Source organism: Peribacillus phoenicis (assembly GCF_047238085.1).
Lineage (GTDB): Bacteria > Bacillota > Bacilli > Bacillales > DSM-1321 > Peribacillus.
Genome location: NZ_JBDFMF010000008.1, coordinates 1 through 23,737, shown reverse-complemented (window position 1 = coordinate 23,737; position 23,737 = coordinate 1). Strand labels below are relative to the sequence as shown.

Here is a 23,737-nt window from a genome sequence, read left to right as displayed (position 1 = left end):
ATGCTCAACCTTTGTTTTAAAGGATCGATCTTTTTTATAAACGATCACTCTTTATTTTAAGTCTACACATACTTTAAGAAAAACGTTTGGCTACTGGTTTTATAAGGAGACCAAGGATATCGCGATGCTGCAAGGGATTCTGAATCATTCGCACCCCTCCGTCACGTTGCGATACATTGGCATTATGGAAGAATAAACCAACAACGTACTAAAAACATTTATTTTTTTTAAATAAAAGGGGTATCCTAAATGTTCAACATATGCGACAAGGTAACTTACAAAGGAGAGAATTATGAGATTGTACATATTTACGAGTCTGGTTATATGCGGAAATTAAACCGATGGATTCGTATTACCAGATTGTGTTAGTGAAACTTTCAGATTTGTAAAAAGAGGAAAATCGGAGGAGAAAATAAAATGAAAGCATTAGCAGAAATCAATCAAGAATATCAGGAAATCATGAATTTAGTAAAAGAGCCTATGAGAAGCTGTCTACTGAGTGAGCTAATGACCGAAATGGAATCAGAATATAAAATCCCTATGATACGTACTGAAGACTGTGAAACCGCAAACAAAGCAGTTATAGCCCTATACAGAAAAATAAGTAAAAGTCGTTCATTATGAGTAGTCATTCCTACTACTCTTTTTCATTGTGCACAATTCTTTTGCTTAAGCAAAAAATGGCAGCCTTAAGGCTGCTGCGTTCCTCTATAAGCCATGCAGAAGCCAGTATAAGATCCAAGTTTTATTAATCCAATTTTTTCTAAAACGCCTTACAGACCCTCTAGCGCTCCAAATCAATGACAACCACCAGACGTTGCAGCACTCCCTTGAAAAAAACGTAGCGCCATCTTTTAAAAAGCTAAGAAGAAAAGCCCCAATCATATGAAGGGGCTTTTTTTCTTAGCTTTTTTTTGGGAAAAAAAAAACTTCACCCTTATTATGGCCGTTCGTCATCAAATTATACTTCTAACATTTACTATCATTCCGTTTCAAGTTCATCAATCTTTTGCTTCGGTTGTATACACTTCTAGAAAAGAACTGGCGAAAATCTCACTGATACGAGAAGAAAACAGTGTTCGATATTCTCGGTATCATTTACGAACGAAGCAGGAGCTCAAGAAAATCTGCATAACATGTAAAAAAACGTCCTATTCTGGATGCTTCATTGATATGCCTAATTTTTAGAGGAAAGGCCACATACAGCCTTAATTACAATGTGGTTAGCGTAAAGTTAAACAACTACTCCTACTTTAAACAGCCTTAGCTTGATGGGCATGCGGCAGGACCCCTACTACTGCCTTCATGGCTCGGGACTCTCACCCTATAGATTACATCCATGCTGGGCGCACTAAAAGAGCGAGTTTTAACTCGCTCTCTGTAATATACCAAGATGTTTTTACTGTTATTTTTAACAAATGAATCAATTCATAGAAAATATTTTGCGACATAAAGCTTCAGAATTGTTGATCTTGCAAACGTGTGCTTCATTTATTTTTTTTACGAGACTGGGCTTGTTGGTTTTGTTTTCTTACTTGTTGTGCATTATTTTGGCTTGCGAACTCGGTTCCGTATTGACCTTGTGATCCTTGCGTTCTGCCTTGGGAAGCTTGGCCACCTTGAGTAGATTGTGCGTTTTGTTTTCTTACTTGTTGTGCATTATTTTGGCTTGCAAACTCGGTTCCGTATTGACCTTGTGATCCTTGCGTTCTGCCTTGGGAAGCTTGGCCACCTTGAGTAGATTGTGCGTTTTGTTTTCTTACTTGTTGTGCATTATTTTGGCTTGCAAACTCGGTTCCGTATTGACCTTGTGATCCTTGCGTTCTGCCTTGGGAAGCTTGGCCACCTTGAGTAGATTGTGCGTTTTGTTTTCTTACTTGTTGTGCATTATTTTGGCTTGCGAACTCGGTTCCGTATTGACCTTGTGATCCTTGCGTTCTGACTTGGGAAGCTTGGCTTCCATCTTGAGCATATTGCGGTTCTTCTTGTATAATTTGTTGAACACGTGGTTCAATACTCTCAACAAGTGATTGTGTTTGTTGAGCAGCATTTTGGTAAAGTTGCTTGGCTTGTTCATTGTCTGTACCAAGAGAAAATGTCTCAAAGCTCGCCTGCGCACTTTTCAATCCTGCAAGAGTTTTCTTAACGTCATTGATTACTGTCATGAATAACGCCTCCTTATGTTTTTTTAACCTTTTTTAGAATGATGAATAAGAAGATTTTTTATTCATTCCAATTTTTCTGTTTTTAAATGACCAAAAACCCACAGTTATGTAATTATTTTTGACGAATGGCACCATTTCTTTAATAGTAGCCTAGTTTCCCTATCCCCATCAATTCCTCTATTTGACGTTGACTGTCAGATTGCCTTTTAAAACTTTTCTGTATTACATTTTTTATCTCCAATGCCTGACACCTTCCCGTTTTTTTTATGATTTATACTTTTCGATAATAAATAGATCCTCTAAATTCTTTTTAAAAGGGAAATTTTGAAAATCATACATATAGGCCCCTACTGTTTGGTGAGTAAGGGCCTGAATATTAATGTTGTTAAGTTAAAAAGTTGTTAAGTTAAAAAAGTGACGGGTTTTTTAAACTGGTCGCTTCATGATTTAAAAGAATTGTACTAGGGTCAATGCTTCAGCCAATGGGAAATTTATTAAGAGAAATATTCCGAAAGAAGAAAAAATCAATGGAAAGACAAAAGATCCCAATCCCTCGGAAGGAAGAAAACGTATTTGTTGAAACTCTCGCAAAAATTTTATATTGAAATATATGGATGAAGATGTGTTTCATAGTATTTACAGAATAACTCCTATGAACTTTAATGAGCCTTAACCGGGGTGACTTATACAACATCATCGTGGAAAGTTCTGTGATTGAAGATAAAGTTGGTGCTGTAAGTTACAGTGTTCGTATAAAAAGGTGGAAAGTAGAAGATATTATTAAAAGTGAAAAACCAATAGAGAGGACGATAAAAATGAATTTTAAGTGGGTAAGGCTATTAACAGCAGTTTTTCTATCTGCCATCATGTTAATGGGGTGTAATAATGTAGAAGATGATAATAATCCACCACCTGAAGTGGATGTAGGTCCTGATACAGAAGAACCAATTGAAGATCCTAAAGATGCAAATGACCCGGATAGTAAAGATGAAAATAAAGATGATGAAACTGATTTAGTGCCTGATTTAGTGCCTGATACAGAAGAACCAATTGAAGATCCTAAAGATGCAAATGATCCGGATAATAAAGATGAAAATAAAGATGATGAAACTGATTTAGTGCCTGATACAGAAGAACCAATTGAAGATCCTAAAGATGTAAACGATCCAGATAATTTAGATGAATAAAGATTAAAATAGGTATACAGCAATAAGTTTCAACACCGTTTGTTTTCAAACAGTGTTTTGTATGTTTCAAATTGAACTTAATGATATATCCTAAAAAAAGAGTGACTTTTCCAATGTGATAAATCTTAATCCCCAGTATTATGGAGACTAGCTCTGTATGGAGAGGATAGAGAGCTAAAATAATTAATAATAATACACTGGAGAGTATGAATAAAAAGGGTATGCCAATGGATAGTACGGATAAGGAGGGTATGGGTATGGGTATGGGTAGTATGGATAAGGATAATATCTATATCTACTCAATAATGCACCAGCCAATAATCCACCTAATACTCCTCCCAATACTCCTCCAAAAAAAGGCCTCCAAAAAAACGGTCTAACAAAGTAAGGTCTAACAAACCTAATTGGTCTTCTCCCAAAAATTCTTGTGTCAGATTGCTTTATTTCGTTTTCTATAGGAGACAATTGCATGTCTTCATTCATAAAAACAGTCCTCATTTCATTTTTTATGTAATAAAGATATGCGATTACCTGTCTCGATTCTTGGGCAAGTATCCTATTTAATACAATTCTGTTGCACATTGTTATGTAATACGAAAACTCAAAAATATGGTAGCCTAAAAGTCGATATAGGATTTTCTGCATAACAAAAGCATATGAAAAAACGCTGATCATGGTCAGCGTTTTTTCAGTTTGACTTTATTTTGATTGTTGAGATAACTGAAGAGACCACTTTTAACTTCCTTTCTTATATTGAGTATATTCAGTTTTATCTTATGTTCCTCAATTTCCCAATAATAGACATTTGCCTACCCACCCCCTAAATTAGAAGATACCAAATTTCTAGGAAATTATTAAACCGTAAAAAGCGTTAAGCTTCTTGGAATCTTAAATTATGTTACAGGTGAAGTCTTTTGGTCGTTTTACCCAATTAGGACGAAAAGGAACCTTTTAGCCCTATATAGCAAAGTAAAACGAAACCCCTTTTTGTTTTTCCACCCATTCCCATCGTTAAAATTCCTGCAACAACAACAAGCTAATAATAAAATGATTTAGGGGTGTCTCATGAGAAAAATACCAAGGTCCTTATTGGTTACTGTTTCCATACTTTTTCTTTTATCCATCGGGTTACTATTTCTGTTCCAAAATACAAGAAACACACAGAATCAGGAAAATGAAACGGAAACTGTCAACAACAGATTTAATCCCCCTATTACCAGAGTCCAAAATGTTGAAAACGAAAGAAATGTTCTTCAAATAAACAGCCTTTCCATGGGTGAAACCATAAAGAATCACTTAAGAAATGATCCTTCCGTTTTTCTCATTAAACACAATGAAAAAAATGAGAGCCATTATATTAAGAACGAAGTAACCGTCAAGTTCAAGATTCATCCAACGACGCAGGATTTAAATCGGATGGTAAGGGAGATAAATGGCAATATCATTAAAAATCTGAATTCGACGATTGCTTTTCATTCCAATGAGTTTACGACTTTGGAACTGATTGAATATTTTAACGAACGGACTAATGTTGAATTTGCTGAACCCAATTATCTTTATCTGCAAAATCAAGTTGAATTTCCTAATGATTTACTGTACCACGAACAATATCAATGGAACCTGCCAGTCATTCACACAGAAGCAGGCTGGGGTATTACAAGAGGGGATGAACATATTATTATTGCTGTTGTAGACAGCGGCGTTGATCTAAACCATCCTGATTTGAGAAGACGTTTAACAAACGGATACAATGTACTAGAGAATAACGATTTCCCTGATGATGACAACGGCCATGGCACCCATGTCGCCGGAATCATTGCATCGGAAACAAACAACCGAGAAGGCGTTGCTGGCATCACCTGGTATAACAAAATAATGCCTGTTAAAGCAATGAGTGCTGAAGGGTATGGGACGACCTTTGATGTAGCAAAAGGGATTATTTGGGCAGTGGATCATGGAGCAGATGTAATCAATCTGAGTTTAGGCAACTATCAGCCCTCTTCCTTGTTGAAAGAATCAGTTGACTATGCCTACGATCATAACGTCGTCCTGATTGCTGCTGCCGGAAACGAAAATACCAGCCAACCGAGCTATCCAGCTGTCTATCCTGAGGTTCTAAGTGTCGCCGCCGTAAGTTACACGGGACAACGTGCCCCATTTTCAAATTATGGAGATTATATTGATGTCACAGCTCCTGGTGTCCAAATTTCTAGTACCTATTTTAACCAGCAATATGCAGCCCTGTCAGGCACATCTATGGCTTCGCCTCATGCAGCGGGACTAGCAGGCCTTTTACTCTCTGCGAACCCTGATTTAACTAATAGAGAAGTAATTGACATTATTAAGAATACTGCTTATGACCTGGGAATCCCTGGAGCTGATAGCGATTTCGGCAGTGGCTTAATTGATGTAAAGAATGCACTGGAAGCTGCCCAAATTCAATAATCGGAAAACTCTCACCCTGTAGACCCCATGCCAGGCAAAAGGCAATGAACCTTTAGGACTGCCTTTTGCTGTTAAAAAACACCCTACAATTTCCGTACAATAAATGTGTCCCAAGTAGTTCCCAATTCTGAGGAACAAGCCAGTCACGTGCATAAATTTGAAAGCCCATTAAGATTTTGTTTGTTGGAATCACTGTAACTGTATAGTTAAGGACACGCTTGATTTGATTAATGGGAGAGATAGCCTGTGGCGGTCCCTTTTGGTAACCCCATTCATATGTCATCAGCACAACGAAGTCGAGAAGCTGTCCGTGCACAGGGTAATCATATGCTTTAACTAATAATCCCTTTTGATCGGAGCTAGTTTTTGGGGCAAGGAGGAAGACACAAAATAGCCTTCAGGATGCAATCGATCCCCTGCCCTTTGGAGAAAGCGATTGTAGAAATCGCGGTCCTCTGGTGCTACACTTTCGAAATCTATATTCAATCCACGGTAACCTTTATTTCTCATAGTATTTATGACGTTGGTCAATAATTTTTCCACTAAACTTAAATCAGAAAGAATCGTATGTGCAAGCTGTGTTCCCGCTTCTATAGCGGAAAAATTCGTTATGCACATCACGGGAACAACCCTAGTCGAATGCGCCGCTTGTATGGTCGGGTTGTCATCAATGACTTCCAAGCTTCCATCTTGCCTCATTCTATAATCAAATGGACTTACGTATGTCAAATCGTAGGCTACCTCACGTACCTGCTCCGCACCGGCTTGCCCATACACGTTTGTAAAATCATTCACATCAATGGTGGTTTTCAGTTTTTGGGGAATCTTTAATATCTGACCGGGATAAATATTAGAAGGGGGTCTGTAATTCGATTGGTCTGCATAATCCTTGAACAGTCGTTCCATAACGTCTTGCTATGTCATAAAGGGTATCTCGTTCCCTTACTGTATGATAAAGACCGGAATGGTAAGTCTTTGGCCTGTATAGATAGTAGAAGGATTTGTGAGGTGATTCGTTTGCATGATTTCCTGTATGGTTGTTCCAAACTGATTCGCGATTTTTTGGATAGTATTCCCTGGTAGAACTCTGTACTGAAGATAAGGTTCAGGAATTAAAAGTGCTAGGCCAATCACTAGCTTATCGGGATTTTCAAGGCTATTGATCCTAACAACTCGGTTGGTGCTGACACCAGATTGCTGGGAAATCCTCCACAAGGAATCCCCCCTATTCACCACATGGATTTTCACATGCACGGCCCCACTTTCCTTCATAGTATTCCATTCATTTTATTCCTGTAAAGCCCTTTTATGCTTCATGGCGTTCGGTATTCCATAATTCTGAGTTTTTCACTCTTCTAGCTTATAATTGTTCCCCAAAAGGTGAGCCCATCATATATATCTAAACAATTCCTTCGTATTCTAAACGTATACTCGCTACACAGGTTGTACATATTAAGAGAAAAACAAGGGAGTGATTTCACTTGGAGTGGATCTATAGTCTGTACCTGTTAAATACGTTCTTTATGTTATTCATAGCAATTTGGGAAGTTCGTCGTCCTGCCAAAGCTTTAAATTGGATAACAATCGTCCTTATTTTGCCTGTCATTGGCTTCTGGCTATATCTTAGCATATCAAATCCTAAGCTTATTCATCGGAAAAGATTAACCTCTTCTCATAATAAGTCTGATAAATTGCCTGATACATATAGTGATTCAGCATCGGTAATCGCTGATGCTTTACGGCATTTCACTGTTCATGGGCTTCGAGTCGGCAAAGTTCAAGTACTAAATAATGGAATAGCAAAATATGAACAACTAATCGAATCCCTACAAAAAGCCCAAAAAACAATTGATCTGGAATATTACATCTATCGGAATGACCAAATTGGTAATCGCATCACAGAACTGCTGATTGAAAAATCAGTAAACGGAGTCCGGGTTCGTTTTATTAGAGATGGTTGGGGGAGTAAAAAATTCCCGCGTCAAAAAATCCTTCAGATGGTAGAAGCAGGGATAGAATGCCGGACAATATTTCCTTTACGCTTTCCCTGGATTATGTCCAATTGGAATTACCGAGATCATTGTAAGATTGTCACCATCGACGGAAAGGTATCTTTTACTGGTGGTATAAACGTGGGATATGAATATACAGGATTAAAGCCAGACGTAGGATTCTGGCGGGACACTCATTTGCAAATTATAGGGGAAGCAACAGCTGATTTGCAGACTGTCTTCGACGTTCATTGGAATATCGCTTTGCCGGAACGGATAAAGTCGAAAACAAGTTGGAAAACAAAATCTGAGATAGCGAAAAAGCCCACTAAATTCCCCAAAAATAAATCACAGGAAATCAATCCAACCAGTAGCGTAGATCTTTTGAGATGGTCTGCCGAATGGGGATCTGAATTGAGTGCCTTAGATGGTAAAGAGAAAGACAAATCCCCAAAGACAGGGACATTGCAAAAAGCGTACATCCATACGTTGGAAGGAAATCCTGGTATTCCTACTCCAGTCATTCGGCAAGCTTACTTTATATGTATAACACAGGCGACCAAGACGATTGATATAACAACACCCTACTTTGTACCAGAAACAGATATTATCATGGCATTAAAGACAGCGGTGGCTCGTGGTGTGCGCGTAAGGTTGCTGGTTCCTCGCCACATTGATCAAAAAATCGTGGGCCTTGCAAGCCGTACCTATTACGGGGAACTTATAGAAGCTGGAGTCCATATCTACCAGTACGACAAAGGAATGTTGCATGCGAAGCTGATGATCATTGATGAGGAAATTGCAGAAGTAGGCGCTGCAAACTATGACATGAGAAGTTTCCGTCTGAATTATGAAGTGTGTCAAGTCTTGTACAGTGCTCATGTGGCGAGGGAACTCACACAGCAATTCGAATACGATCTTACTGATTCTGTGTCGTTGCACATAGAAGATTTGCTGAAGCGTTCCCTTTCACAGCGTATTATTGAGCAAGGAGCTCGTCTGCTTTCTCCATTGTTATAAATCCTGTTTTTCTTGTTCTATTCTAAATGTAGATTTAGAAGTTTACACCGTTTTTAAATATTACTGAATTGTTGAAAAAAGTCGTAAACTCGTGTTAAAAACTTCTAGCACGTTTTTTTCTTATTTACGATGAAAATAAATCACCGGAAAATGGTAATAATAAAAAAAGGTGGCGCTAATAGTTAGAATCGTTTTTATTTTTACAAAAATATCTGTTTGTAAAAATACTTTTAATTTAAATATAGGAGTGATATCAATAGATGATATATTTAAAAATCTAAAGGAAATACGTTTATTAGAAGATAAGCATTGAATATACAGTTCCAACCATTTTAAGGGATAACTCAATTTCTTAGTTAAACAGTTCTTTCCTTCTAATGTGTTGCCGATATAAAAAAATTCGTAATATTTTCATCTAAAAACAACCTCCGCACTACTAAAAAAATTTGATACATTAGCCATAATTTGATTATGGGACTCAGAAAAAGTACAATTTAAACGGGAGGAAAAATGCCTTGGGAGAAGTTAATATTTGGTTACTGACGATCAAAGTTGTGGTAGGTTTTGGCACTTTATTTTTTATCATTATCATAACAGGCAGAACATCCATCTATCAATTAACCCCGTTTCACTTAGTTTTTGTGTTAGTGCTTGGGGATTTTTTAGGAAATACCATTTATGAAGATAAGGTAAGGACTTTCCATTTTTTATATGCAATCGGATTGTGGACGCTTCTCATGTTAGGTATAGAGTTTATAACTCTAAAAAATAAATCGACACGTTCTCTCTTATTAGGCAATCCTAACATCATCATTCGGGATGGTGGCATGGACCGAAAGTTACTTAAAAAGAACAAATTGGATGTAAATCAAGTATTGAGTTTGCTTCGACAAAATAATGTTTTTTCAGTTCGCGAAGTCAAATACGGTATACTGGAAGCTAATGGGCAAATAAGTATATTATTAAAATCCAAGTATCAAAAACCAGACAAGCAAGATCTCAATCTTTCAGAAAGTCCAGTAGACCTCCCAACATCGTTAATTATAGATGGGGAAATTTCATGGGATAATTTACATGAACTCGGATTTGATCAACAGTGGTTAGATAACCAATTAACTGCCAATGGATATGATAATGAAAAGCGTATACTCTACGCAGATTGGCTTGAGAGTGAAGGCATACATATAAGTCCCAGATAAAACTTCTTCATTTTAAAACCTGAATACCTAAAACACGTAACTGTAACTTAAAATCTAAACAATTTTATAACTCCGATAAAAGGTAATATAAACCATACCCAAGTTGCTAATCGCTTCCGCCAAAATACGATAACCGTGTAAGACCAACAAAAATACGGTGAACGAGATAACACAACTACGATACACCATTATGTTCAAACGAGAAATAATGTCCATGCATCTTTTTATCTCCTAGCCATCAAAGAAGTAATCATTCCTATAATACAAATAGTTAAGAAAGAAAAAAGGAATGCTTTTAACTCTAACGTATTAAACGCCGCTGTTACAATTAGACCATCTATCATGAAAATAACAACCCCTATATTTATGGAAAAAGCTTTCGAAATAAATTGGGCTAACAAGTCGGTTCCTCCGGTACTTGCTTCATATCGAAGCATGATCCCTACTCCTATTCCAATCAATCCCCCTCCTAGTAACATACTCGAAAAAATAGGTAGGGAAAATTGGTTTCTTAAAGGCGCTAGCCAATCAATGAATATAGAAGCAACAATCAATCCTAGAAAGCTATTATAAAAGAATGTTCGTTCATAGATCCACGCGTATATGCATAGAGGGATGCTTAAAAGAAACATAGCTAAACCTGTAGGAAAATCAAAGTAATAATGTAGGATAAGAGCAATTCCCGTAATCCCTCCGTCTAACAAATGATGGGGTATTAAAAAACCGTTTATTCCTATACTCAATAATAGACTACCTATAAGTATAGCCGCTGCTTTCTGAAAAATATAAATCACCTTCATTTGTTTACCGTTAATATATGTACAAGCATGTTATTTCAGAAGGAGGATAAGATTTGTAACGAGTTCTGTATAGCAATTCCCACTGTTCATATAAGCCTTTTAACTGTCTACAAGTCATGAGAGTCCCTTTTACTGTAATTTTTCTTTTAATTCGCGGCATGATTCTTCCCATTCCTCTAAGGTTTTTATATCAAAGAGTTCTAAAAACATCGGTTTCCTACTTTCCTAAAGAAATAAATGTAATTACACCATTCCACCAAATAATCAGGGTAGTATTTTGTTCCTCTGTTTTTAAAACATCCCTCCTCTCGGAAAATTCAAGGCTTATTTTAACTACTTCGTTTTTCGTGCATGTATAACCTAAAAAGAGATGTACTGTCATTCGATCTTAGTCTTTTCGTGAGATTATAAAACATAGAGGCGGGAAGGAAGCAAACAAACTACTTGGATTAGTCGTTAACATCAATTGTATTAACTGTTAATGAATTGTCGGTATCTCTAACAGAAGCGTAAAATATATCTTTGATTTGATGATTTCCTTTTGCCTTTAGTTCCTGCTTTAACCACTCTTCGTTCTTGTTGATTAATTTTAAATTATACTTTTGAACTTTCCCTTCAATCACAACGGCAATAGGTAATCCATGGTATTTCACTTTCATATGTAAATGCTTTGGAGTAATAGGAACTAACTCTTCCTTAGGTAAAATGCTAATTTCACCAGTTGCTTCCAAAATCGCATATTCAATATTCTGAATATCTGGGTATCCTGATGTTCTTAGATTCGATAATAGTTCAGCTAAAGGATATCTACTTTTCCTTAAATTTTTATATATAATTTTGCTATGTTTAATTAGAATAGTCGGTTTCCCAATAATAAAAGGGTTTAACCAATTTAATAAACTTAATTTTGATATAAATAGATGGACGCATGTTATAACAATGATTCCAATAACCCCCTCCATTACTCCTTCTATTTTAATAGACCCAAAAGCTAAATAAGATAAAAAAAGAATGGCTCCAAAATCGTGAGGGGTAAGTTGTGCTAGGGCCGATTTCCCTAAAATTTTCACTGCTAAAACAAACACAATATATATAAAAATTGATTTAACTAAAAAAATAAACACTGCTAACACCTCTAAGAAAGTTTACCTTAGTCCGAAATCGGACTAAGGGTTTTAAACTTTTTGCCATCTATTTGAATACAGGGGTAATGAATCAAAAATTCAAGATCTAATTTTACCGATTAGATAAAATATTAATTTTTATTTATCTATTATTAAACCTATTTAGGATGGGTTGTACGGTTGTTTGTTTTATTTTATTCCTGCGTCCTCTTGTCATTCCATAAACCGCAACAGCTCCGACTCCTAAACCTAATAACGAAAGCATCCTACCCCTATTTTTACGTCTATTTCCAAACATCCATCTGTTATCGCGGATAAAATTGAATAAGGAAGTTAACCAACGTACGTTGTTTATTTTTGTGAGCATCTCCTTGATATTTATGTGAAAGAAAATGTTCTTCCAATGAGGTACAGTTCATTTATTGAGAGGCTTTTTTTCTTTTTGAAAACGATATAACAACTTAATTACTTTCCTCTCTTTTCTTTTGATCGCCTTGATCGTTAAAGAAATTCAAGGCAATATACTGTGAAAGTAAGCCATTAGCAAAATAAAAAAGCATCCACTTCCAGTCTTCCGAATCCGGACGGCCTACATTCGGATAAAACATACTATGTAAACCTATCAACATTGCACATAAAAACGAGGCTGCTGAAGATACTAAATAAACCCCTTTGCCTATTCGCTTATTCATCCATTACCACCTTCTTAGTATTTATGTTGTCCAAAACTTATGGTGTCCAAAAGAGCTCAAAAATGTAGTATATTTTTGAAAATTCGACTAAGGTATCGTGAAAACTGATCCTTTTTGATCGTGCATCACCATGTAAATGAAACAACCATTATCCTTTTAAAATAGGGGCCACTTTATCAATGGCTTCTTGTAATTTTTCACTATTTTTACTATACATCTGCTTCGCTTCTTTTGATTCAGTTCCAAGAGCAAACAACTCCAAATCCGCTTGACATTTTTTCATGGTTGCCAGAATTAAAGGCCTTTCTTGAGGAGATGGAACTTGCAGCTGATCATCAAAAAGGTCAACTGTTAATTCCCCATAAGAATTTACCTGCCCAAGAAAAACATTTTCAATCGTAACCCCTAGTTTTTCCAGTTCTGTTTGTAACCAACCTCGATTTCTCCCAATAGTGGAAAGTGGCTCATCCAATATTTCACCGTCCATAATGACGGTCTGTGGTTCCTTAACGGAAGAAACAGCGATGTTCAAATCCTTTGCCGTTAAAGGTTGGTTCTCCTTCTTCAACAGTACGGATAAATCTCCAGTTGCCTCTAGTACCGCGAATTCCACGTCAGAAACCTGATAGACATCTTTCTTTCGAAGCAAATCCAACAACTCGTCCGTTGTGTATCTTTCCTTTTTTAAATTATCTTCCATAATTTTTCCATCTTTAATAAAAACAGTCCCTTTTCCTTCAATAAAGGTACGGAAAGATTTACTTTTCAACGAAATATAACCAGCAATAAATGGAATGGCCGCAAAAGTTAAAATCCCCACTATTCCTAAATGGATTTGTCGTTCAAGACCCGTAACCACTTCCGCCCCAATACTCCCTATTGTAATTCCAATGACATACTCAAAAAAAGAAAGTTGTGATAGTTGCTTTTTACCAAGCAATTTTGTCACAAAAAACAGGACAATTAGAAACAAAATGGAACGAACAATTACATCCAACCAATCAGGCATGATCTACTACCTCCTCTTATCTTAAAATCCTTTATACTGGAATTCCTCTCTCTCCAATTCTCCAACCCTTTTTTTCAAATCTCTCACGATCTCGTTTACTACCATCATGGTTTCATGCAGGGTACGTTTCGATTCATCATCTTGAGTTCGTACTGCTAAACTGGAAAAACTGGCTTCTATGCCTTTGAGACTGGCAAGACATTGTTTTACTTCCGATGCAATGGTCATCTTAACACCCTCCTTATCCCTTTGGTTTAAAAATCAAAGCTCCCAACACACCGAAAATGATGGCAGCTGAAATGCCGGAACTTGTCACCTCGAACATCCCGGTAAGGACACCGACCAACCCGTGTTTTTCGGCTTCCTGCATGGCCCCATGTACAAGTGAATTCCCAAAGCTTGTAATCGGAACGGTAGCTCCTGCCCCAGCAAAATCAATAAGTGGTTCGTATAACCCGAAGCCATCTAAAATAGCACCAGCGACTACAAGAGTAGTTAATGTATGTGCCGGTGTAAGCTTAAAAACATCAAACATAATTTGCCCAATGACACAAATCGAACCACCTACGACAAAAGCCCAGAAAAAAATCATAGCTATTGTTCACCCCCGTATTCAATCGATACCGCATGGGCAATACAAGGAATCGTTTCGTTTTGCTGAAAGGATAGGGGGGATAATAAGGCTCCTGTTGCCACCACTAGCATTCGTTTAAATTCACCTTTTTTCATTCGGTTTAATAGATGACCATAAACCACCGTTGCTGAACACCCCGCACCACTAGCTCCTGCTAGTACCGGTTGTCCCTCCCGGTAAATCATCAGCCCACAATCCTGGTATTGCTCTTCCTTGATAGGGGTTCCATGTTTTTTAAATAAATCAAGTGAAGCTGCGTGTCCAATCTTACCAAGATCCCCGGTGACGATTAAATCGTAATAAGATGGATGAATGTTTCGTTCCTTTAAATGAGCTTCAATGGTATCAACTGCAGCCGGAGCCATCGCCCCTCCCATATTAAATGGATCGGTCATTCCCATATCAATGACACGACCGATTGTTGCAGAAGTAACACGCGGTCCTTCCCCGGAATTACTTAGCAAAGCCGCACCAGCACCTGTCACCGTCCATTGTGCAGTAGGTGGTTTTTGTCCACCGTATTCCGTTGGATAACGAAACTGTTTTTCAACGGCTGTATCATGACTGGAAGCCCCTGTTAATAAATATTTGGCACCGTTTGTATTGACAATATAGGCCCCTAGAGCCAATCCTTCCATGGAGGTAGAACAGGCACCAAACAATCCAAAATAAGGGGCTCCAATTGTTCGGCTCGCGAAACTTGTCGGGGTAATCTGGTTGATCAGGTCTCCTGCGAGGAGAAACTGAACCTGTTCCTTTTGAATCCCCCCTTTCTCCATTGCTTTTTGACAAGCTTCTTCAAAAAAGACTTTATGTGCTTTTTCATAGGAATCCTGTTCGAGCCATAAATCGGAATGTAGAAGATCAAAATCTTCTGCGATCGCTCCATCTGCCTCAAATGGTCCTCCAACTGTACCGGTAGAAATAATCACCGGCTTTTGTTCGAAGATCCATGTACGATGACCTGCTAACATCACAAACCACCCCACTGTATCAAAATCGTTTTAATCAAAGCAATCACAAACGCGGAAAACACGCCAAAAACAATCACGGGACCGGCTAATTTAAACATATTTCCCCCTACACCTAACACAAACCCTTCGGTTCGATGTTCAATGGCAGCTGAAATGACTGCGTTTCCGAATCCAGTAACCGGTACAGCTGACCCGGCTCCTCCAAATTGTGCAATTCGATCATACACTCCGAAACCTGTAAGAAGCATAGCAATAAAAACTAACGTTCCCACTGTTGGATTCCCGGCCGTTTTGTCGGTAAAATCAAAATAAGTAATATAAAACGTTTGGATGACCTGACCAATAAGACAAATAAGTCCACCCGTCAAAAACGCTTTTATGCAATTTTTAACGACTGGTCTTTTTATTTCATTTTGTTTTTGAATACCTTGATACTCCTGTTGAACAGGTGTTAATTTTTTCTTTTTACTATTGGACATGGGTACACACGCTCTTTCTCTTTACGTTTGTTCCTTCATAAGGGTTTTGATTTTATTGAAATCCTTTTCTAATTTCTTCATATTCGTGTTATCCTTTTGGAGTTTTTGTTCTAATTGTTCCAGTTCCAAATACATTTTTTGATCGGTAGAAACGAGGACTTTATGATCTGGAAAGCTTTTTTCTAAGTCAGATTTTACTTTCTTTTCAATTTTCTTTAATCGAAACCGATCAAATTGATCAACTTTTATCGCTACTAACAGCTCCTTATCTGTATTCACTGCCTTCACATCCCAAGTCTCTTCCTCCGTCATCACCTTTACTTTCGCTCGGTTGGCAACAGATTGGCTGATAGGGTTGATTGTATGTACTTGTGAAATGCTCAAACCCTCACTGTCATCACCCACCTGATTTTGATTTTCGGTACATCCCGAAGCTAAAATGATAACCATTCCTACTAAAAGACAAGTGTTTATTTTGAATTTCATGAAATCACCTCTGTGTTTATCTTTAATTGAAGGTGTAAAAAAGGTTGGTTGACACTCAACCAACCTTTCTTCTTACATTACTTATTGTTGTTTGTATTGGGGTTCTTCTTGTTGAATTTGATCCATTCTTGTTGTAAGACTGTCAACAATCGTTTGTGTTTGTTTAGCAGCATCTTGATAAAGTTGCTTGGCTTGTTCATTGTCTGTACCCAGAGAAAATGTCTCAAAGCTAGCCTGAGCACTTTTCAATCCTGCAAGAGTTGTCTTAACATCATTGATTACTGTCATGAATAACACCTCCTTATGTTTTTTAATCGCACGTATTCAGAATGGTCAATTAGAGGATTTTTATACTTTCTAATTTTATTCATTCCCCCCCGCGTGCCACTAAAAGATAAGAACCACACAACCAAACCACACTAGTTACACGGTTATTTACTTACTTTTGGCGAGTTGTACCATTTTTTCTATAGTAGCCTCGTTTCCATATCCCCATTAATTCTTCTATTTGACGTTGATTATAAGATTCTATTTTAACCCTTTTTTGTACGACATTTTTTATCTCCAATTCATGACACATCCCTCTTCTTTTGAAAAATCTTTTTTTATTGTCGACATTAAAATGAAATTAATGACGAATGAATCCCAAGGTATTTTCACCAATTTTTCCCGGTTTATCCTTTCCTAGTATTGAAGAAGCCTTAGTAAAATAGAGCACCACTCCTTTGTCGGTGACCCCATTTTCAAGACAAATCTTTTAGAATAGTAAACTTAACAAACTCATCACATAAGGTCATTGTTTGGAATTCGTAACAACCCAATAATCCTTTAGAGAGGTACCCGACATTTCGTGAATAATGTACGTTTTTCGCGTTTTGTCTGCACTGTGTGCTGCTTAGTTACATGCTGCTTTAACTTAACTAAGCAGAATCTATTCCTTAAACAGGATAAATGCCTAGTCATAGGACAATAGCGGAGCATAGTATGGATTGAATTTATTTATGAAGATAAAAATTATAAAGGGAGTGGTTCTTTTGAAGAATATTGGAATATGTGCTTTTTGTGAAAGATACTTTTGGAAAGGTCAACTTTCATCGTTACCAAACGATTCGCTTCACTTTAACCGCAAATACTGTCCAAGATGTTATCCTGAGGTCTTAGACGAACATACCAAACTTTATTATGGGTTTAGACTTTAGAGGTTATTGGAGTTTCACAAACATTTTAACATTGTCGGTGCTACACCATGCCCATCAAGCTAACAATATGATTTCCTAGCTATGCAACGATTTTGCCTCCGTTAATAACGGTTGCTGGAAAAATGGGCATGTTAAATACGCCTCTAAAAAAAGGCATTTTTTTCTTTTTCACTAGGCAGCTTGTTTCTGCTTCATCGTTGATTCATACACGACACCAAGAATATCAAAAACGGTCATCTTCTTATACCGATGACATTTACGTCCATTTTTCTTAAGCAGTTGATAGAGGCGATGCAGAATCGTTACAAGTTCATTTGGGCCACCTATCATTGCCCGAAACAGTAACGGAAAGTAATCCTTAATCATGTAAATCGCTTTGTATTCGCTCAGCTCTTGTTTTTTCTTTTCCAGCAGGAGCTGTCGCATTTGAAACATGGTAGAGGAACAAAGAAGAATGCCGATTAATTGCCCATATAAATGGCACTCTAGGCGTTCTCTCTTGACGTTCTTACACTTATCAATTTCAAAAAACGACTTCCACGTTTTAAATAAAATTTCAATCTGCCAACGTAATGAATACAGAGCGTGCACGTAATCCATCGGCACTTCTTTTGGTAGTGTGTTCGTGATATATACGTTGATACCCATTAGCTGCTTACTCTTGTCCTTCATAACAATGCCTTTCTTTTTCTCACGTACGGCTTGGTTTTTCAGACGTGTTTCGGTTTGAACATTCGTTAATCGGTGGACGATTACACGTGTCGGTAATTTCTGAATCTGGCCAATGTAAGCTTCCGAAATTTCAAGTGTCTCACCCGATTCCAGTTCTTTCATGATCTGTGCCATATCGAGCTGAATATATTCGGTCTGCTTCTTCAGTGTACCGTTTTTGAAATACTCTGGTTCAGGATTTTTCACATAAATACGTGTATTTAATTTCAATCGAGATATATAATAGGCTCTCAACTCATGAATCGTTTGTAAATCTCGTAGGTCAAAATAACCTAAGTCACGCAGGCATAAATCACCTGCTTCAACGCTTTCAAGACAAGTCGTGCCATAGGTTTTGTCATTATTTTTCCCTGGCCCTAGCTGCACGTTTAAAAATTGGCCACTCAGTAAATCGTATTCCAATTGGATTTTCACCCCCGCAGTATTACTACTCCCTCCAGAGCCTTGATAATCAGTGGCGAAGGAATCAGGTAGCTGAAACACAGTTGCATCTAAAATCCGAATACGTTCGAAAGCAGAAATCATGTGTGAAGATAGCGATTGTGTCGCACAGAGTTTCTGTGTTAGGAGCGAAGTAAAGACTTCTCGGAGGAATGCGACAGCTGCTGGATTAAAACGTTGATTGAGTCCCTCTTGGCTCATTAGTACGCCCGTCGAAGCCTCTAACCGACTACATAGTTGCGTAAGCGATGTACTAGCGACTTCTTGACTGAGCCAAACGCAAAGGGCGATGAGTTCATCTGCTTGATACTTACTAGATCGCTGCACAAAACCAACTTGTTTGGCGACTTCTTGTAGGACTATCGGAGATAGAAAGCGTTGTAATTCTTGTGAGAATAGATGTAATTCTTCAGAAAGCGAGAGATTCATAAAAAAAACGTCATCCTTTTGGAGTACTTTATTGAAAGAATAACGTTTTTTTATTTTGGGGGAAATTCGTTTCGTTAGCTTGATGGGCATGGGGTAGCATCAGGAAAATGCGGATTTACAACGATAAGGAAGTTTCAATCCATAAAAAAAGCCGATTTCCAGTCTCAAGGAATCGACTTTTTTTATGGATTCTTGTTCAAGTAAAGCACCCGATAGTTTAAGTGTAATATTTTACAATCTTTCTTGGGTAAATACTATTACTAAAAGTTTTATTTTAGTTTTTATAAATATTCGAATCTTGCCTCAAATAGCAAACTTGTCATCTGCTATAAACACTTTCACATGTTCCAGGCGCTGGTTCATAAAAACAATGTTCTTTAAATTGACCAGAAAAAGGTTGGTCGTACCATGTTGGAGGACACGGACCATATGGATTAAAGTACCAAAGAGCATATTTCGCTGGGTGATCTCTCCAATATTCCAAATTCCGTCTTGCTAATCTTCTTTCAGATTCTCTTGCTCTTTGATAAAATACATTGCCTTTTTGAACAGCTTCAAAAGAGAAATTTCCTCCTTGTACTTGAAAAATGACTTGTTTAATTGTTCTCAATTCATTAAAGTCAAGACAATCTGCTACAGCACGGTTAACAATTACATTTCCAACATATAGCATTCCTTGTTTTCCTTCGCCTTCAGCTTCTGCTCTCATCATCCTTGCCATTAAGTCAATGTCTGCACTTCGGTAAGCTACTCTTGCCATTTTTCCACCTCCAAAATACAGTATGAAAAAAAGCATACATTCATGTCCTTGTTTATAAAATAAGAATGCTTAGTTTTTAAGTAAAATGAAAACTACGGCATTCTTTTTATACCTTTATTCAACTAAACTGCCAGTTAGTTTAAGTAGAAACCTTCACAATCTCAATAGAGTAGGCTCTATTGAGACAATACCCATAACCATTGGTATGATTCGACGAAATTTACGCGTGTTGGGTTCGGAAAATAAGGGGAAAACAGCCCCATAATCCGGATTTACGTTCTTACGTTTCCTCCTAATTCCTCGAGATTCCGATTCTCTTTGAAGCTTGGCATTCTGGGCCAGTTTTTCACGAAACTCTTAAAAAAGAGGAAGAAATATTTGTATTGCATACTTCATCCGCATTTAACGGGGGTACCCCTTTTTCATTGTTATTTTTGATCCTTTAATTTTTCAAGTTTTTTCAATTGTTCTTCAGACTGCCGTTTAAGTGCTTCATTTGCTTTTTTCAACAAGAAAAACAATCCCCACAGCAAAACGCTAAGAATCACAAAAAATAGGGTTTTATAAATAATTAAAAAAATTACTGAAATAACAGAGATAACTAGCAAAAATATTTTGGTTTTCTTATCTTGGTTTTCAAAAAGTTTTTTGCCCCTTGATCGATTGACTGGCCGCCTTAGCTTCCTGCTGGAAAGGTTCGGGTGTCCTACCGGCTGGAAGGTTAGCCGGCCTGCGCTGTTTTACGATTCGGAAGGCAAAGGGAAAAAATAAAAAAAAGCAGCCGCACGGCTGCTATCCTTATGACCTTTTATTCTTTTAATCTCTTAACTTACGGTCTTCGGCTCGTTCGGTATGGCGGCGGTAGCCTTAAATGGAACGTACAAACATTTGAGTAATAATATTAGGTGTACTACAGAATAACGGAATGTTGGTGGTATGAAAAAACTTGTTGAACTAAAATTTCAAAAGCACAATTATATAAATAAAAAATAATCTGGAGACCATCTCATCTCCAGATTATTTTTTTACACTATTATAAATTTTTATATTTATTTTATTTAACGACTTCTTTTAATTCCTTACCTGGTTTAAAAGCTGGAACTTTAGAAGTAGCAATGTTTATTTCTTCACCAGTTTGTGGGTTACGGCCAGTTCTTGCTAATTGGAGGATTATTGTGTTGGAAATTTAAAAACTTAACAACAGGTTGACCATTCGGGTTGAATTCTTTGTTATTTAAAATTGGTTCCACACCAAGCGTTATTGTATCAATTCCTAAAGGCTTTGCTTTCTCTTTTGGAACAAATGCAGAGTGAGTTAAGACAGTAAATTTCAATATATAGCTAGAACTGTATTCTCGTCCTGGTTCACTTTGTAACAATTCAACAACATCGTAATTCTTATCCCACCAATCATATCCAATGTTTATTGAGTCAGTATTATAATAATCCTTTACTGCTGTTAAAATTTCTTCCTGGTAAAGTTGAACGAAAAAATTATCAAAGATTTGTTCCTGTCCTTTAGAACTATGTTGATGATTTTTTTCAGCTTGAACAGGCAAGATATTAGTGCCAAAAGCAAGTAAAGCTACAAAAACACAAATTAATTTTCTCATTTAAATTCCTCCAGTATTTAATTATTTGCTATTATCCGTAGTTGGAGAAAGTTTAATACTGAGAAATAAATATTTAGGTCACAGTACGAATACACTGTACTTGTGATACTATCCTGACGGTACAACTAGTAGCAAGGGGGAAAAACCACCAGAACCACAAAATAAGTCAAGAACAAGTACTAAAATTGCAAAGGTGACGAAAAAACCGCATAATATTAATATAAATAAAAAGGCTTAAAGTGTCCCTCAACACTTCAAGCCAGAAAATTATTAAACTGCTAAGTTGATGATAGAGATAATAACAGTTAAAAGAGCGCAGACCGCAATTACTGTATCTTTGTCCATTTAATCACCACCATTTTGTGATAAAGGTCTATGTACTAGATAAGTGCATAGGCCTTTTTTCTATAAATTAATTATAAGGTACAAAAATCGCTAATATCAAAGTGATAACTAAAATAATATTATTCCTTTTTGCATTTGTATCATATTGCGTCGACAACTTTTAAAGTATTATTCTCAAACAGTGGTAAAGGCGCACTTCTGTTATTAGGATTTTAATATACTCTCATTGTTGTCCTTTTTTTAAATTTTATACATGAATTTGCTCATTTTTTTATAATAAAAAAAGCCGATAGGATCATCCTCACTTTTTCTTTATTGATTAGGAAACCTATAGTAAGGCTAACAATTTTAAGTTTTGGATGTTTCTATACACAATAAGAAAAAGGAAAAGATTCATATTGGATAGAATGTTATAATCCTAGTTGTAATTTATAGATGAAAGGGGGGCTTTTACCGTTATGGACGATACGGAACAAATAGAAAGGCTTTATACTCCTGGGGAAGTAGCTGATTACCTGGGTATAGAAAGACAAACAGTAACCAAATATGCGCGGCTCCTGGAACAAAACGGCTATAACTTCCTGAAAGACGAAAAAGGAAACCGTAATTATACAGATTCAAACATTATGATGTTCAAAGAACTTATAAAGCAGCGGAACCGCCCAGGCATAGCCCTTGAAACGGCTGCAAAGTCTATTGTAGCAATATATGAAAGTAAGTCTGTATTTCCCACCGATACGCTTATACCCTCTGATATAACGCGCCTTGAACAAGCTACAGCGGATAGATTGGACCAGCAAGACAAAACCATGGAAAAGCAATCCGAACTGATCCGCGTTTTATTGGAACGGCTAGACGAAAAATCTAAATATGAAGAAGAACGAGATAAAAGGTTTAATGAGCGATTAGATAAAATAGTCGCTGAAGTATCCGCTTCCGTAATAAAGCAGCTGGATCAAAAAGAAAATCAACTTTTACTTACGGCTAAAGAAGAAGTGGAAATCACTAAAAAAGAAGTGGCTTCGGCTAAAGAGGAAATAGAAGCAATCAAAGCAGAAAAAAAGGCTTCTTCTCTCGACTTTTCGGAAAGTGAGGAAGAAGCCCTTACACGCTCTTTTTCTATGCCATAGACTAAAAAGGAGTATGACAACCCGCGATAGTCGTTTGCCTGCCATCACATTTGGAACCTCCTGTCCTTTGCTAACATATACTTTAATATAGGGTTCAAGTATTAATATCCTTTCGGAGCAGTAACTATCTTTGGCCTGGATAGTTTCTTTTTTTGTAGGTTTGTGTCTGCACATCACCCTCCTTATTAGGCACATGAATTTATATTTTTCTACATATACTTAAATATGGTTCATACAAACCTCCAATAAAATCACATCTTTCCCTGAGTAACTATTTTTCCTGTAATAGTTACTTTTTTGTGTAGAGTATCTTCGAACTGTGACATAAATATCATTGTTTATTGGATTATTCTGCTCGTGGTGCATATACTGGATTGTTCCTTTAAACAAGGGAGTAAATAACATATCTAATCCTTTTTTCCTCAGAAGATAAACTTTTAATGAAGGAGAGTTTAGCATTGGAAACTGCTCAGGTAACTACTTTGGTTAGTTTTCCATTCCCATCAGTATGGGGTATCCACGCTGCTATAGCTGGCAGACCGATTATTTGGGGCACACTTATCATTAACTCTATTACAGATAACAAGGTAATTGGTACGGTTAATTTTCGTGGTATACTATTCCGATTAATGGATTTTGGAATGAAAGCACCAAACAAATCACATTTGATGATTCACCTTATGCCACCTTCTCTAGCAACTTAACCATATTTGATGAACCCAGATTAGAATTCGACATTTTATTTTACGTGGACGTCTTCTTATGAAACCTCCCTCTCTACAAGCAGGTGAGTATGGAACGTGGATTGCTACAACTGATATAAGCCTGAATTAATATCTTATTAATGGTAATACCTATACCGAGCAATTGCCTCCTGTTGGCG

The 23,737-nt window shown here is 37.0% G+C and carries 24 protein-coding genes and 3 pseudogenes; 8 read left to right on the top strand and 19 right to left on the bottom strand.

What is annotated here, in order from left to right:
* Positions 1-64: 64 nt before the first annotated feature.
* Positions 65-196: pseudogene (locus ABC374_RS28195) on the top strand (tyrosine-type recombinase/integrase); the annotation flags it as partial.
* A gap of 221 nt (positions 197-417) precedes the next feature.
* A complete protein-coding gene (locus ABC374_RS28190; RefSeq protein ID WP_207441330.1) occupies positions 418-624 on the top strand; it encodes a hypothetical protein in 207 nt (68 codons plus the stop codon).
* 863 nt (positions 625-1,487) lie between these two features.
* On the opposite strand, the gene ABC374_RS28185 is transcribed toward ABC374_RS28190, so the two are convergent.
* Together ABC374_RS28185 and ABC374_RS28180 are read right to left on the bottom strand one after the other, a co-directional pair.
* Positions 1,488-2,015 carry a gamma-type small acid-soluble spore protein gene (locus tag ABC374_RS28185; RefSeq protein WP_413020732.1) on the bottom strand — a complete coding sequence of 176 codons (528 nt, stop codon included), beginning with the start codon at positions 2,013-2,015 and terminating at the stop codon, positions 1,488-1,490.
* Positions 2,013-2,165, bottom strand: a pseudogene (locus tag ABC374_RS28180) (DUF1657 domain-containing protein); the annotation flags it as partial. The pseudogene ABC374_RS28180 and the gene ABC374_RS28185, both read right to left, overlap by 3 nt.
* 710 nt (positions 2,166-2,875) lie before the next feature.
* Between ABC374_RS28180 and ABC374_RS28175 the strand changes: the two are divergent.
* Positions 2,876-3,352, top strand: a complete 477-nt coding sequence (locus tag ABC374_RS28175; RefSeq protein WP_413020633.1) for a hypothetical protein — start codon at positions 2,876-2,878, stop codon at positions 3,350-3,352.
* 183 nt (positions 3,353-3,535) lie between these two features.
* Here ABC374_RS28175 and ABC374_RS28170 read toward each other — a convergent pair whose 3' ends face one another.
* On the bottom strand, positions 3,536-3,835 hold the full coding sequence (locus ABC374_RS28170) for a hypothetical protein (protein ID WP_396020882.1): 300 nt from the start codon (positions 3,833-3,835) through the stop codon (positions 3,536-3,538).
* 582 nt (positions 3,836-4,417) lie between these two features.
* Here ABC374_RS28170 and ABC374_RS28165 point away from each other — a divergent pair.
* A complete protein-coding gene (locus tag ABC374_RS28165) occupies positions 4,418-5,797 on the top strand; it encodes a S8 family peptidase (RefSeq protein ID WP_413020632.1) in 1,380 nt (459 codons plus the stop codon).
* 336 nt (positions 5,798-6,133) lie between these two features.
* Here ABC374_RS28165 and ABC374_RS28160 read toward each other — a convergent pair whose 3' ends face one another.
* A complete protein-coding gene (locus ABC374_RS28160) occupies positions 6,134-6,703 on the bottom strand; it encodes a glycoside hydrolase family 18 protein (protein WP_286185149.1) in 570 nt (189 codons plus the stop codon).
* A gap of 36 nt (positions 6,704-6,739) precedes the next feature.
* A complete protein-coding gene (locus ABC374_RS28155) occupies positions 6,740-7,012 on the bottom strand; it encodes a LysM peptidoglycan-binding domain-containing protein (RefSeq protein ID WP_413020631.1) in 273 nt (90 codons plus the stop codon).
* A 266-nt stretch (positions 7,013-7,278) separates the two neighbouring features.
* On the opposite strand from ABC374_RS28155, the gene ABC374_RS28150 reads away from it, so the two are divergent.
* The gene (locus ABC374_RS28150; protein ID WP_207440992.1) at positions 7,279-8,808 is read left to right on the top strand and encodes a phospholipase D-like domain-containing protein; all 1,530 of its coding nucleotides are present in this window, start codon (positions 7,279-7,281) and stop codon (positions 8,806-8,808) included.
* Positions 8,809-9,323: 515 nt separating this feature from the next.
* Positions 9,324-10,007 (top strand): DUF421 domain-containing protein, encoded by a 684-nt coding sequence (locus ABC374_RS28145; protein WP_413020630.1) that lies wholly within the window; start codon positions 9,324-9,326, stop codon positions 10,005-10,007.
* A 224-nt stretch (positions 10,008-10,231) separates the two neighbouring features.
* Here the strand turns inward: ABC374_RS28145 and ABC374_RS28140 are convergent, their stop codons facing one another.
* The 14 genes and pseudogenes from ABC374_RS28140 to ABC374_RS28075 form a co-directional block, all read right to left on the bottom strand.
* Positions 10,232-10,807: a YitT family protein gene (locus tag ABC374_RS28140; protein WP_207440994.1), complete on the bottom strand. Its 576-nt coding sequence runs from the start codon at positions 10,805-10,807 to the stop codon at positions 10,232-10,234.
* A gap of 449 nt (positions 10,808-11,256) precedes the next feature.
* Complete coding sequence (locus ABC374_RS28135) at positions 11,257-11,931, bottom strand: DUF421 domain-containing protein (protein ID WP_413020629.1); 675 nt, start codon at positions 11,929-11,931, stop codon at positions 11,257-11,259.
* 461 nt (positions 11,932-12,392) lie between these two features.
* Positions 12,393-12,623, bottom strand: a complete 231-nt coding sequence (locus tag ABC374_RS28130) for a hypothetical protein (RefSeq protein WP_207440996.1) — start codon at positions 12,621-12,623, stop codon at positions 12,393-12,395.
* A gap of 148 nt (positions 12,624-12,771) precedes the next feature.
* Positions 12,772-13,632: a DUF421 domain-containing protein gene (locus ABC374_RS28125; protein WP_207440997.1), complete on the bottom strand. Its 861-nt coding sequence runs from the start codon at positions 13,630-13,632 to the stop codon at positions 12,772-12,774.
* A gap of 21 nt (positions 13,633-13,653) precedes the next feature.
* A complete protein-coding gene (locus ABC374_RS28120) occupies positions 13,654-13,860 on the bottom strand; it encodes a DUF1657 domain-containing protein (RefSeq protein WP_207440998.1) in 207 nt (68 codons plus the stop codon).
* A 13-nt stretch (positions 13,861-13,873) separates the two neighbouring features.
* The gene (spoVAE, locus tag ABC374_RS28115) at positions 13,874-14,224 is read right to left on the bottom strand and encodes a stage V sporulation protein AE (RefSeq protein WP_207440999.1); all 351 of its coding nucleotides are present in this window, start codon (positions 14,222-14,224) and stop codon (positions 13,874-13,876) included.
* Positions 14,225-14,226: 2 nt separating this feature from the next.
* Positions 14,227-15,240, bottom strand: a complete 1,014-nt coding sequence (gene spoVAD, locus ABC374_RS28110; protein WP_207441000.1) for a stage V sporulation protein AD — start codon at positions 15,238-15,240, stop codon at positions 14,227-14,229.
* On the bottom strand, positions 15,240-15,719 hold the full coding sequence (spoVAC, locus tag ABC374_RS28105) for a stage V sporulation protein AC (RefSeq protein ID WP_207441001.1): 480 nt from the start codon (positions 15,717-15,719) through the stop codon (positions 15,240-15,242). Before spoVAC ends, spoVAD begins: the two co-directional genes overlap by 1 nt.
* A gap of 21 nt (positions 15,720-15,740) precedes the next feature.
* The gene (locus ABC374_RS28100; RefSeq protein WP_207441002.1) at positions 15,741-16,205 is read right to left on the bottom strand and encodes a YhcN/YlaJ family sporulation lipoprotein; all 465 of its coding nucleotides are present in this window, start codon (positions 16,203-16,205) and stop codon (positions 15,741-15,743) included.
* Between the two features lie 81 nt (positions 16,206-16,286).
* Positions 16,287-16,493: a DUF1657 domain-containing protein gene (locus ABC374_RS28095; RefSeq protein WP_207441003.1), complete on the bottom strand. Its 207-nt coding sequence runs from the start codon at positions 16,491-16,493 to the stop codon at positions 16,287-16,289.
* Positions 16,494-17,575: 1,082 nt separating this feature from the next.
* On the bottom strand, positions 17,576-19,006 hold the full coding sequence (locus ABC374_RS28090; RefSeq protein WP_413020626.1) for an IS4 family transposase: 1,431 nt from the start codon (positions 19,004-19,006) through the stop codon (positions 17,576-17,578).
* Between the two features lie 319 nt (positions 19,007-19,325).
* Complete coding sequence (locus ABC374_RS28085; protein WP_413020624.1) at positions 19,326-19,766, bottom strand: cell wall hydrolase; 441 nt, start codon at positions 19,764-19,766, stop codon at positions 19,326-19,328.
* 1,054 nt (positions 19,767-20,820) lie between these two features.
* Positions 20,821-20,925: pseudogene (locus ABC374_RS28080) on the bottom strand (HU family DNA-binding protein); the annotation flags it as partial.
* A complete protein-coding gene (locus ABC374_RS28075; protein WP_063596883.1) occupies positions 20,909-21,379 on the bottom strand; it encodes a DUF3888 domain-containing protein in 471 nt (156 codons plus the stop codon). The gene ABC374_RS28075 and the pseudogene ABC374_RS28080, both read right to left, overlap by 17 nt.
* Before the next feature lie 803 nt (positions 21,380-22,182).
* Here ABC374_RS28075 and ABC374_RS28070 point away from each other — a divergent pair.
* Positions 22,183-22,854 (top strand): MarR family transcriptional regulator, encoded by a 672-nt coding sequence (locus tag ABC374_RS28070; protein WP_063596884.1) that lies wholly within the window; start codon positions 22,183-22,185, stop codon positions 22,852-22,854.
* Positions 22,855-23,312: 458 nt separating this feature from the next.
* On the top strand, positions 23,313-23,558 hold the full coding sequence (locus ABC374_RS28065; protein ID WP_331262960.1) for a hypothetical protein: 246 nt from the start codon (positions 23,313-23,315) through the stop codon (positions 23,556-23,558).
* The last annotated feature ends 179 nt before the right edge of the window (positions 23,559-23,737 follow it).

Coding starts and splice junctions, on each gene's coding strand:
- ABC374_RS28170 (WP_396020882.1), bottom strand. CDS start 3,835: ATGAATGAAGACATGCAATTGTCTCCTATAGAAAACGAAATAAAGCAA.
- spoVAE (WP_207440999.1), bottom strand. CDS start 14,224: ATGATTTTTTTCTGGGCTTTTGTCGTAGGTGGTTCGATTTGTGTCATT.
- ABC374_RS28160 (WP_286185149.1), bottom strand. CDS start 6,703: ATGGAACGACTGTTCAAGGATTATGCAGACCAATCGAATTACAGACCC.
- spoVAD (WP_207441000.1), bottom strand. CDS start 15,240: ATGTTAGCAGGTCATCGTACATGGATCTTCGAACAAAAGCCGGTGATT.
- ABC374_RS28095 (WP_207441003.1), bottom strand. CDS start 16,493: ATGACAGTAATCAATGATGTTAAGACAACTCTTGCAGGATTGAAAAGT.
- ABC374_RS28140 (WP_207440994.1), bottom strand. CDS start 10,807: ATGAAGGTGATTTATATTTTTCAGAAAGCAGCGGCTATACTTATAGGT.
- ABC374_RS28075 (WP_063596883.1), bottom strand. CDS start 21,379: ATGAGAAAATTAATTTGTGTTTTTGTAGCTTTACTTGCTTTTGGCACT.
- ABC374_RS28190 (WP_207441330.1), top strand. CDS start 418: ATGAAAGCATTAGCAGAAATCAATCAAGAATATCAGGAAATCATGAAT.
- ABC374_RS28125 (WP_207440997.1), bottom strand. CDS start 13,632: ATGCCTGATTGGTTGGATGTAATTGTTCGTTCCATTTTGTTTCTAATT.
- ABC374_RS28090 (WP_413020626.1), bottom strand. CDS start 19,006: ATGAATCTCTCGCTTTCTGAAGAATTACATCTATTCTCACAAGAATTA.
- ABC374_RS28070 (WP_063596884.1), top strand. CDS start 22,183: ATGGACGATACGGAACAAATAGAAAGGCTTTATACTCCTGGGGAAGTA.
- spoVAC (WP_207441001.1), bottom strand. CDS start 15,719: ATGTCCAATAGTAAAAAGAAAAAATTAACACCTGTTCAACAGGAGTAT.
- ABC374_RS28165 (WP_413020632.1), top strand. CDS start 4,418: ATGAGAAAAATACCAAGGTCCTTATTGGTTACTGTTTCCATACTTTTT.
- ABC374_RS28130 (WP_207440996.1), bottom strand. CDS start 12,623: ATGAATAAGCGAATAGGCAAAGGGGTTTATTTAGTATCTTCAGCAGCC.
- ABC374_RS28085 (WP_413020624.1), bottom strand. CDS start 19,766: ATGGCAAGAGTAGCTTACCGAAGTGCAGACATTGACTTAATGGCAAGG.
- ABC374_RS28120 (WP_207440998.1), bottom strand. CDS start 13,860: ATGACCATTGCATCGGAAGTAAAACAATGTCTTGCCAGTCTCAAAGGC.
- ABC374_RS28100 (WP_207441002.1), bottom strand. CDS start 16,205: ATGAAATTCAAAATAAACACTTGTCTTTTAGTAGGAATGGTTATCATT.